We start from the raw sequence: 6,934 nt of genomic DNA, 5'->3' as shown, positions 1-6,934 counted from the left end.
GCCCGCGTGCCCGGAGGGAGAGGCCTTGCCGGTGCACAGTGTCGGATTACGGCTTACGCCTAATCCGACCTACGGCTACTGTTCGAAAAACCTCACAAGTCCGGGGCGCCTGTGTGGCGATGCTTCCCCCAGACTTAAAAGCCGATTTCGATGTCGTAATCCATGATCACCGGGGCGTGATCGGAGAAACGAGTTGAATCGTCGATCCAGCCATCTTCGATGGTCTTGCGGATTCCCGGTGTCAGCAGCTGGTAGTCCACCCGGATGCCAGCGTTCTTGCGGGACCCTTCGGCCTGCTCGGGCCACCAGGTGAACTGGTTGCTCTGCTTGTTGATCTCGCGGAAACCATCAACGCAGCCCATCTCGTCAAACAGGCGATCCAGCCAGGCACGCTCGTGGGGCAGGAAACCGGAGAAGTCCAGCTTGTGGTACAGGGGGCTGGCGTCGGTTACATGGTGTGCGGTCTGGAGGTTGGCGCAGAAGATGAACTGACGCCGCTTGCGCAGTGTTTTCTGCATGTGCAGGCCGAAGGACTCCATAAACTCGTCCTTGTGGTCCAGCACCGTCAGATCGTCGTCGCCGATCAGCTCTTCCTCGCGACCGAGCGCACAGGGGGCAAGCACGCAGGCGACGGAAACCTTGTCAAAATCTGCCTGAATGAACCGGCCTTCGCGATCCGCCTGCTCATTGGCAAAGCCGTACATGATGGCTTTTGGAAAATGACGGGTGTAGATACCAACACCGCCATCCTCGTTTTTCTCGCCATCGATGAAATAGGCTTCGTACCCCTCTGGAATCAGGTTGTAGTCCTCAATCTCGTAGGCCCGCATCCGGTGGTCCTGAACGCAGACCACGTCAGCGTCCTGTTCCGCCAGCCAGTCGAAAAAGCCCTTTTCAACAGCCTGGGCGAGGCCATTGACGCTGATTGATACTACCCGCATACGTGTTCCCTGATTCGGTTTGTGTGTATGATACCGTTTTTACGCGTTAATTAAAGATCAACACCCGCCAGAAGCCTTGCCATGCACGACTATCAGCAACAATTTATCGAATTTGCCATCCGCCGGAATGTACTGCGTTTTGGTGAGTTCACGCTCAAGTCGGGCCGAACCAGCCCCTACTTCTTTAACGCTGGCCTGTTTAATACCGGGGACGACCTGCTTCAGTTAAGCAAGGCCTATGCCGCCGCGATCGCACGCAGCGGGCTGGATTATGACATTATTTTCGGCCCTGCCTATAAGGGCATTCCGTTGGCCACTGTCACAGCAATGGCGCTGGCTACAGACGGTAACAGCAAACCTTTTGCGTTTAACCGGAAGGAAAAGAAAGATCATGGTGAGGGCGGCAACATTGTTGGCGCACCGTTGCAGGGCAAGGTGCTGATTGTCGATGATGTGATTACTGCCGGCACCGCGATCCGTGAATCCATCGACATCATCCGCGCCGCCGGGGCCGAACCAGCCGGTGTCCTGATCGCACTGGATCGCCAGGAGAAAGGCAATGGTGAACTATCCGCCATTCAGGAAGTTGAAAAGGAATTCGGCATTCCGGTGGTCAGCATCATTCGCCTCGAACAGGTTCTGGACTATCTGAAGGCCAACCCGGAGTTCGCCGGGCACGCCGAGAAGGTAGCCAGTTATCGGGATCGTTACGGAGTCTGATTGATGACCAATCGTCTGACCGCATTTTCTGTCAAAGCCACGGCATTGGCGCTCGCCCTGGGCCTATCTGCCCAGGTAGCCGCCAATATGTACCGTTACACGGATGAAAACGGCCAGGTTGTTATCAGCAGCACCATTCCCCAGGAAGCCACCAAACGTGGCTATGACATCCTGAACGACAACGGCCGCGTGATTGACACCATTCCGCCAGCACCAACCGAAGAGGAGATTGCTGCCCGGGAAGCGGAAAAACAGCGCCAGAAGGAACTCGCTGAACAGCGCGAGCAAGACCGGGCGCTGCTGAAGCGCTTCAGCCACCCGGATCAGGCGGTGAAAGCAATGCACCGGAAGATTCAGGAGCTGGAGGGCCTTATTCAGCTCAAACGCGGCAATATTTCGGTGATTTCCAGCCAGCTGGACAACGAACAGAGCCGCGCTGCGGACATGGAGCGGGGCGGGCGCGAGATTCCAGACGCCACCCTCGAAAAAATCCGGCGCCTTGAAGCCCAGATCCGTGACATAGAGCGTGAAATAACCTCACAAACCCAGGAGATCGAAGCACTGCGCAAGGCCTTTGAGGCCGACATCGAACGTCTTGAGGAGGTCACGGGCGAGGCGCGGACCATACCGCTTGATCACACCAAAGCAACAAACTGATCCTTTGCTGCACTGTTGCCAGAGAATGAAAAAAGGCCGCCGGGTTTTGCCTGGCGGCCTTTTCGTTTCGCTCACCTTTTCGGTGAGACGCTATCCGCTGTTCAGGCGGAAGCGGTACTCTTCTTGGCAGTAGAGGTGGTCTTGCGCGCAGTGGTTTTGCGTGCAGCCGGCTTCTTGGCCTCGACAGTCTTCTTGGCATCCTGAGCTGCGTCAGACACATCGTCAGCAACTTCGGAAACCGCATCAGCGCCTTCAGCGGCTTCTTTTTCCAGCTTGGCAACCAGATCACCCGCAAAGCTGCCGAAACGACTGTTCAGGCTGCGCAGTTGCTCGAACAGACTGTCGCTGTAACCGTTATAACGCTTGCGCAGAGTCTTTACGCTGTATTCGCGTGCTTCAGACTCCAGCTTCTCCGCGTAGTCGAACGGCTTCGAAGCCAGCTTCTTCTGCTGCTCTTCAGCGGCATTGATGCCCTTGTCTACGATTTCCTGAAGCTGTTCCTGATAGGACTTGAGTTTACCCATGTTGAATCTCCTTGGTTTCCTGAAAGTTCCAAGACCCTGTCGAAACCAGTGCAACGAGGGCCTTTCTTCAATCTCATGATCCAAACTACGCCTAAAAATTAGAATGTTCATACTAAAAGCAGGAAACAGTTGGATACGGGGTTTTACGGATTATTCACTTGATCCTGAAAACCCCGCTGGCATAATGCCGGGCTGTTAGAGAAGCCCGTCTCCCCGTTTTATTCAGGCTCCATACGTTTTATTCAAGTAATGGCTGCAACCCAGTCCGTATGCGAGTGACCCATGAGTATTGCTGCATCCAGATATCAACGCACTCTCTGGCTTCTATGCCCTTTGGTGTTTGCATCTTTCCTGTTTGCTGGCTGTCAGGAAGATTCCCGGGCGTCAAGGACAAGTTCCGAACGAGCCGCCGAGATCGCAAATGCAAGGCTTGATAACGCCACAGGCGGCTTGCTGGCCACCCTCGGACAATCCCGCGATCCCGAACCAGCGGCATCATCACCCAGGGAATTAAGCTGGACAGCCCCGCTCACTCGAGAAGATGGCTCAGCATTGGCACCGGGACAAATCGCGGGATTCAGGATTTACTATCGACTGAGACACCAGGAAAACTACGAGGTAATACGGATTGAGAGCCCTTCAACCACACGACTCTCTCTGGCAGAGATGGCACCTGGCGCTTATGAGTTCGCCATCACCACTGTGGATACCGAAGGGCTGGAAAGCAGGCGCTCAACGCCCGTCACCGTGGATTTGATCTGATTGCACTTCACCAGCGAAAAATAACCCAGCTCGGCACCAGCATGTCGGAATCGGTTTCACGGATCCAACCGCCGCCATCGGCGGGCACCAGGTAGTATTCCGGCCCCACTTCAGGCACCACTTTGATTTCCATAAGCTGGCCATTGACCCGGTATTCGTAGAACACTTCCTGATCGCCAGGTCGGATCACAATCTCAGGCCCATCACTTGCAGGCTGGTAATCGGAGATCACAATAGGCTCCTGAGGCGTTGTCACCGGGGCCTCGTCCAGAGCACCCTCCTCCTGGGCCATCGCAACCAGAGGCAAACAGGCGAGCAACAAAGCCGGGCAGGCGATTCGTTTCATTTTCGTGATACCCTTTCGTCCATCCAATTAAGTACAGAGTTGCACAAGCCAACCCACGCTTCAATCAGATTCCGGACCTGTTTTGACATGACCAGCAAAAACACACCACCTGTGGTTCTTGTGGACGGATCGTCCTATCTTTTCCGCGCTTATCATGCACTTCCGCCCCTGACCACAAGCAAGAACCACCCTACCGGAGCCATCAAGGGCGTCATCAGCATGATCCGGCGCCTGGAGCAGGACTTCCCTGGATCCAAAATGGTCGTGGTCTTCGATGCCAAGGGCAAAACCTTCCGGCACGACCTTTATGAAGAGTACAAGGCGAACCGTCCACCGATGCCGGAAGATCTGGCTTGCCAGATCGAGCCCATCCACCAGATCGTGAAGGCCATGGGCCTGCCCCTGCTGACCGTGACCGGAGTTGAAGCCGACGATGTGATCGGAACCCTGGCCAACGAAGCAACCAGCAAGGGCATTGATGTAGTGGTCTCCACCGGTGATAAAGATATGGCGCAGCTGGTCAGCGATCATGTCACCCTGATCAACACCATGACCGAAACCCGGATGGATCGGGACGGTGTGGTGGAAAAGTTCGGTGTCACCCCGGAACAGATTGTGGATTATCTGGCCCTGGTAGGCGACAAGGTCGACAACATTCCCGGCGTGAACAAGTGCGGTCCGAAAACCGCGGTCAAATGGCTGCAAAGCTATGACAACCTCGACAACGTCATCGAACATGCCGATGAAATAAAGGGCAAAATCGGTGATTACCTGCGCGAGGCTGCCGAAACCCTGCCCCTGAGCCGTGAGCTGGCCACCATCCGCACCGATGTGGAACTGGATTTCGGACTGGAAGACCTGAAGCTTCGTGAGCAGGATGATCAGCAACTGCTTGAGCTGTTCAGGGAGTACGAGTTCCGGAGCTGGATTGCGGAACTGGAAGACAGCGACGCGTCCTCCTCCGGGGCAGCGCCATCCGGTCACGAGAAGCCCGATCCAATAGCGGAAAAAAACTACAGCGTCATCACCGACCAGAAAGACCTGGATCAATGGCTTGAACGCCTGAAATCGTCCGATCTGTTTGCCTTCGATACCGAAACCACCAGCCTGCGGTACATGGACGCCGAGATTGTCGGCGTCTCCTTCGCCATCAAACCGGGTGAAGCGGCTTACGTGCCTCTGGCCCACGACTACATGGGCGCTCCCGAGCAGCTGGATCGGGACGCAGTCCTGAATCAGCTCAAGCCGCTGCTGGAAGATCCCGGTCTGGCCAAAGTCGGGCAGAACCTCAAGTACGACAAGAACGTGCTGGCCAATCACGGCATTACCCTGGAGGGCATTGCCGAGGACACCATGCTGGAATCCTACGTGCTGAATTCTGTGGCTACCCGCCATGATATGGACAGCCTGGCCATGCACTATCTGGGCGAGAAGACCATCAGCTTTGAGTCCATCGCCGGCAAGGGCGTGAAGCAGCTCACCTTCAACCAGATCGAGCTGGAAAAGGCTGCCCCCTATGCCGCGGAAGATGCGGACATTACCCTGCGCCTTCACCAGACTCTGAGATCGAAGCTGAAAGAAACCGGAAAACTGGCGTCTGTTTACGAAGAAATCGATCTCCCGCTGGTGCCGGTGCTCTCCCGCATGGAACAGCGAGGCACCCTGATCAGCGCCAGCACACTGCGCCAGCACAGCCAGGAGCTGGCCGAGCGCATGGCTGAACTGGAGAAGGAGGCCCACGAGGTTGCCGGGGAGACCTTCAATCTGGGCTCTACCAAGCAGCTGCAGGCAATCTTCTACGACAAGATGGGGCTACCGGTCATCAAGAAAACCCCCAAGGGGGCGCCATCAACGGCGGAACCAGTGCTACAGGAACTGGCTCACGAACACGAGCTGCCGCGCCTGATCCTCGAACACCGCAGCCTGAGCAAACTGAAATCGACCTACACCGATACCCTGCCAGAGCTGATCCACCACCGCACCGGCCGGGTACACACCTCCTACCACCAGGCTGTCACCGCCACCGGCCGACTGTCATCGTCCGAACCCAACCTGCAGAACATCCCCATTCGCAGCGAGCAGGGGCGGCGGATACGGCAGGCTTTTATCGCACCTGAAGGTTACAAACTTGTCGCGGCCGACTACTCCCAGATTGAGCTGCGGATCATGGCGCACCTCTCTGGCGACAAAGGCCTGATCAAGGCGTTTGAGAATGGTGAGGACATCCACAAGGCAACCGCTTCGGAAGTTTTCGGGGTCCGACTGGAAGAAGTCTCTTCTGACCAGCGCCGCAGCGCCAAGGCCATCAACTTCGGCCTGATCTACGGCATGTCCGCCTTCGGCCTGTCCCGACAGCTGGACGTTGAGCGCAAACTCGCCCAGGGATATATCGACCGCTATTTCGAGCGCTATCCCGGGGTTCTGAAATACATGGACAACATCCGCAAGCAGGCTCACGACGACGGCTTTGTGGAAACCCTGTTCGGCCGTCGCCTGTATCTACCCGAAATCAATGCCCGCAACAAGCAGCTACAGCAGGCGGCCGAGCGCACTGCCATCAACGCCCCCATGCAGGGAACCGCAGCAGACATCATCAAGCGAGCGATGGTGGATGTAGAGAACTGGCTACTCAAAGAACACGCCGATGAAGCCCGGATGACCATGCAGGTTCACGATGAACTGATTCTGGAAGTGAAGGAGTCGGCACTCGACAAGATCCGGTCAGGGCTGGAGAAGCGCATGTCGGCGGCAGCTCAACTGGACATCCCTCTGCTGGTGGAAGCCGGTGCCGGCGACAACTGGGACGAAGCGCACTAACCCTCCCCAAAACAGGGCAGGGAGGCCCACGCTCGCACCGAAACAGACCAGACTCGCAAACACTGAACCGGCTCTCACCTCTCGCGGCTCGACGGCAAGCCGCGAGTACTCGCCCAAAATAGAATTCACCACTGTTACGGCACGATATTCGCTAATTAATCAGGGTC

7 protein-coding genes are annotated in these 6,934 nt (G+C 56.4%); 4 read left to right on the top strand and 3 right to left on the bottom strand.

Going from position 1 to position 6,934, the window contains the following annotated elements:
• Nucleotides 1-134: 134 nt before the first annotated feature.
• Nucleotides 135-941 (bottom strand): exodeoxyribonuclease III, encoded by an 807-nt coding sequence (locus ACESMK_RS03730; protein ID WP_372995370.1) that lies wholly within the window; start codon nucleotides 939-941, stop codon nucleotides 135-137.
• 81 nt (nucleotides 942-1,022) lie between these two features.
• Between ACESMK_RS03730 and pyrE the strand changes: the two genes are divergently transcribed.
• Nucleotides 1,023-1,661 carry an orotate phosphoribosyltransferase gene (gene pyrE, locus ACESMK_RS03725; RefSeq protein WP_372995368.1) on the top strand — a complete coding sequence of 213 codons (639 nt, stop codon included), beginning with the start codon at nucleotides 1,023-1,025 and terminating at the stop codon, nucleotides 1,659-1,661.
• A 3-nt stretch (nucleotides 1,662-1,664) separates the two neighbouring features.
• On the top strand, nucleotides 1,665-2,318 hold the full coding sequence (locus ACESMK_RS03720) for a DUF4124 domain-containing protein (protein ID WP_372995366.1): 654 nt from the start codon (nucleotides 1,665-1,667) through the stop codon (nucleotides 2,316-2,318).
• Nucleotides 2,319-2,419: 101 nt separating this feature from the next.
• On the opposite strand, the gene ACESMK_RS03715 is transcribed toward ACESMK_RS03720, so the two are convergent.
• Nucleotides 2,420-2,842 (bottom strand): hypothetical protein, encoded by a 423-nt coding sequence (locus tag ACESMK_RS03715; RefSeq protein WP_372995364.1) that lies wholly within the window; start codon nucleotides 2,840-2,842, stop codon nucleotides 2,420-2,422.
• Nucleotides 2,843-3,394: 552 nt separating this feature from the next.
• Between ACESMK_RS03715 and ACESMK_RS03710 the strand changes: the two genes are divergently transcribed.
• A complete protein-coding gene (locus ACESMK_RS03710; RefSeq protein WP_372995362.1) occupies nucleotides 3,395-3,604 on the top strand; it encodes a fibronectin type III domain-containing protein in 210 nt (69 codons plus the stop codon).
• 7 nt (nucleotides 3,605-3,611) lie between these two features.
• Here the strand turns inward: ACESMK_RS03710 and ACESMK_RS03705 are convergent, their stop codons facing one another.
• Entirely contained in the window at nucleotides 3,612-3,950 is a 339-nt protein-coding gene (locus tag ACESMK_RS03705) for a DUF2782 domain-containing protein (protein WP_372995360.1), read from the bottom strand.
• An 87-nt stretch (nucleotides 3,951-4,037) separates the two neighbouring features.
• Here ACESMK_RS03705 and polA point away from each other — a divergent pair, with 87 nt between their 5' ends.
• Nucleotides 4,038-6,767: a DNA polymerase I gene (gene polA / locus ACESMK_RS03700; RefSeq protein WP_372995358.1), complete on the top strand. Its 2,730-nt coding sequence runs from the start codon at nucleotides 4,038-4,040 to the stop codon at nucleotides 6,765-6,767.
• Nucleotides 6,768-6,934 lie beyond the last annotated feature (167 nt).

Source organism: Marinobacter sp., assembly GCF_041687235.1.
Lineage (GTDB): Bacteria > Pseudomonadota > Gammaproteobacteria > Pseudomonadales > Oleiphilaceae > Marinobacter.
The sequence above is the reverse complement of the archived record's forward strand: the minus strand, read 5'-3'. Positions and strand labels throughout refer to the sequence as shown.